Consider the following 3,044-nt stretch of genomic DNA (forward strand, 5'->3'; position numbering starts at 1 on the left):
TTGGTCCATATTTACTCATCAGACCTTGAACTAACCACGTTTTATTACGGTTATGAATTCCTGTTTAATGGTAAAAAGGGTAATGTAGATTTTATTAGGTGCGGTTATATACTCAGAAAAATCAGGTACGGACATCTTGTATAGAATAGGAGTATGTCATGTTTGCTGAAAATTTTTGGATGTCATTTGCAATGTTAGTGCAATGGTGGACGATTTGCATCATCTCCAGCCGTCAATCGGTGAGGTTAATGGCGACCATTCTAATTTCCGTTACTCTCAATTTACTAAAAGGCTCAACCAATATGGTCAATTTCAAAATCGCGAGGAAATTAGAGGCATGATAGTGCAGACCTATTTCTACATGCAGGATAAATGCAATATCAATCTATCTGACGCGCAGAGCAAATTAATGACAACATGGGATAAAACATACTCATCTGACGAATGGGAATGCGAGCGTAACAAACAAATTGAACAAATTCAGGGTAATGACAACAGTTTTATTAATAAAAAATATGAAATACTCTTTCATTAGTATTAGAATGTTTATATTTTAAATTTTATCTCGCTTTTATGAAAAAACTAGACAAACATTCAAATGAAACAAAAAATAATGATGTTGAAATAATTTATGATATTTTTGGTCATGTTTTAGATTATTTAGTGGCGAAAGTTTACTATGATAAAATATTGAATTCTATAAATAGAAATAACATTAATTTTTTAAAAAAAGATACTCTTTTGTTAAAACTACATGATTATTTAGAGAGCAGATCACATTTTAAAGGTATTTCTTACCATTCTAATATTAAAATTCTAATTGGTAAAAATAGCGCCTCTGAAAATTCTTATGATTTTGATTCATTTTTCTGTGTTTTATCTGATTTTGATGATATCTTCATACAAGATAAAGCTAAATTAGCAAATTTCGTTTCAATTATAAAAGAATCTAGTGATGATAATTTACTCAACATCTGTACAGATATGTATATAAAATATAATGAACCTTCAATGCAGGCTCATTCTTCTTTAGAGGATCTTTTAGAAAATGTTCAACAATGTTTAGAATTTTTTTTAATGTTGGAAAAAAGTGATGAATGTAAAATAAGTTCAATTGGCAGTGAATTTATGACTCTCATGTTGGACTCTCTTTACAGAACATTTCTTACACATTTAGATAAAGCTAGTAGACTGTTATATTCTGCATTTCTAGTATACGGATATTTCTTTATATTATTTTCAATCGAGGAAAATATACAAAAACAAAATGGCACCTCAAAAAAATCTCATAAAGAAATATCTAAAGGAATTAAATCAAAACTTTTTAGTAACTGTAAAAAAATGAGTGTTTTTTCTACTTTTGTGAGGAAAAACATAATTATAACTACTTCGTTAAAAGAAAATCATGAAAAAACACTAGTTTTATTTGATAAAATTAGGAAAAAAAGAAATCAATTTATGCATAATCCTCATCCTTATCCTAATTTAAATGAAAGTGATAAAGAAAGTTCTCATTTAATTGTAGAATTAATTAATAATTTCTTTAAAGAAGTAAGAAAAATTTCGGAAAATATTATCCAATTATTAGGTTTATTAGATGAATTTACTGATACAGAAAAATTTAAAAAAAATAACTTTTTTGAGGCGCTCATAAAAAAACTTCATGAACTTGACATATCAAATGATTCATTGGATATCTTAATGTCAATTTATAAAGATATGGAAAGTAAAAAAACTGACCTAAATTCATTTTGGGAGATTAATTTATAATCCATTTTGTAAACCCATCGGAAGCTGATATTTCCTCCTATGCCACTTTCTAATATCTTGATCTGAGTTATAGATACTTTTGGATGCTTCAACAGTATCGACAGCACCCTAGAATACTCGCCGACATTATTTGATCATTAGCTAGCACTCTGTAGACCCTATTAACTAACAATCGTAAATTTATTATGGATAAATTCACAACTCAAATATCGTATTTTTGGGGCGCTACGTGCTAGATCGTAGAAGTTCTGAACCTTAACGATTTAGCAATTAAATACCTGAATAACGGAAATTACTGAGCCGCGTGTAACAAGTTCCCACGTTGGAATAAATCGAATAGTAGGCGTAGCGCTAAACACAGACATCGATTTATCCCTTTACACACAGGGATAAATCGACAGAGCGTCAATATTACATAGCATTTTTTTGCTATTTCAAAAATCACAATCCTACATTTTATTTTTTCTATTTTTTAATTACATGAAAAATATAAACTTATCGGTAGAATCCCGTAGAATCTAATTTTAACTTACATTAATTTTAATTAATCAAATAAAAACATAGTGTTATATAATGTGATTTTAATGAAAAATATCCAAAAAAATCGGTAGAAATTTGACGGTCAATATTTTAATTATAAAACAGTATGTTATAATTGGTGTGTTCCCTGTATGCACAGGGATAAACCCTGCTGTTGCATAACTCAATGTTTTCTTACTTCGTGTTCCCTGTATGCACAGGGATAAACCGCGCAATTTTTATAACAGTGTTGGGCAATATTTGTGTTCCCTGTATGCACAGGGATAAACCGCGTTCCTCCTCTACGACATCCACCATTTTTAAGTGTTCCCTGTATGCACAGGGATAAACCGACGAATGGTTATTCGCGGGCATTTTGATGATAGTGTTCCCTGTATGCACAGGGATAAACCTGATAACGGATTGACAATTTCGGCTGGGTGGGAGTGTTCCCTGTATGCACAGGGATAAACCTGATAACGGATTGACAATTTCGGCTGGGTGGGAGTGTTCCCTGTATACACAGGGAAAGACCGTATACTAAATTATTTATAATAGGATTTTATAAAGCTCTCGTTTGAGAGCTTTTTGTTTTAGGATATTTATCCGATTTATTATAAGTTTCGTTGAATTTGCTTTTCTGTTGTTCATCCTTTTGTTGCTAATTCAATTTAAAATTTTTAACAATGCTAAAACCCACTTGGTCCATATTTACTCATCAGACCTTGAACTAACCACGTTTTATTACGGTTATG

2 protein-coding genes and 1 CRISPR repeat array are annotated in these 3,044 nt (G+C 30.6%); both genes read left to right on the forward strand.

The window, feature by feature from the left end; translation table 11 throughout:
• Positions 1-202 precede the first annotated feature (202 nt).
• A complete protein-coding gene (locus H3S73_RS13430) occupies positions 203-535 on the forward strand; it encodes an endonuclease (RefSeq protein ID WP_255519611.1) in 333 nt (110 codons plus the stop codon).
• A gap of 38 nt (positions 536-573) precedes the next feature.
• The gene (locus H3S73_RS13435) at positions 574-1,770 is read left to right on the forward strand and encodes a hypothetical protein (RefSeq protein ID WP_198236575.1); all 1,197 of its coding nucleotides are present in this window, start codon (positions 574-576) and stop codon (positions 1,768-1,770) included.
• A 660-nt stretch (positions 1,771-2,430) separates the two neighbouring features.
• Positions 2,431-2,824: a CRISPR direct-repeat array (repeat unit 28 nt; unit sequence GTGTTCCCTGTATGCACAGGGATAAACC).
• Positions 2,825-3,044 lie beyond the last annotated feature (220 nt).

The sequence above is a fragment of the Gilliamella sp. B14384G12 genome, from assembly GCF_016101825.1.
GTDB classification, from domain to species: Bacteria; Pseudomonadota; Gammaproteobacteria; order Enterobacterales; family Orbaceae; genus Gilliamella; species Gilliamella apicola_N.

What these genes read in the sequence shown, in the direction of transcription:
- H3S73_RS13430 (WP_255519611.1), top strand. Translation starts at nt 203, where the DNA reads ATGGTGGACGATTTGCATCATCTCCAGCCGTCAATCGGTGAGGTTAAT.
- H3S73_RS13435 (WP_198236575.1), top strand. Translation starts at nt 574, where the DNA reads ATGAAAAAACTAGACAAACATTCAAATGAAACAAAAAATAATGATGTT.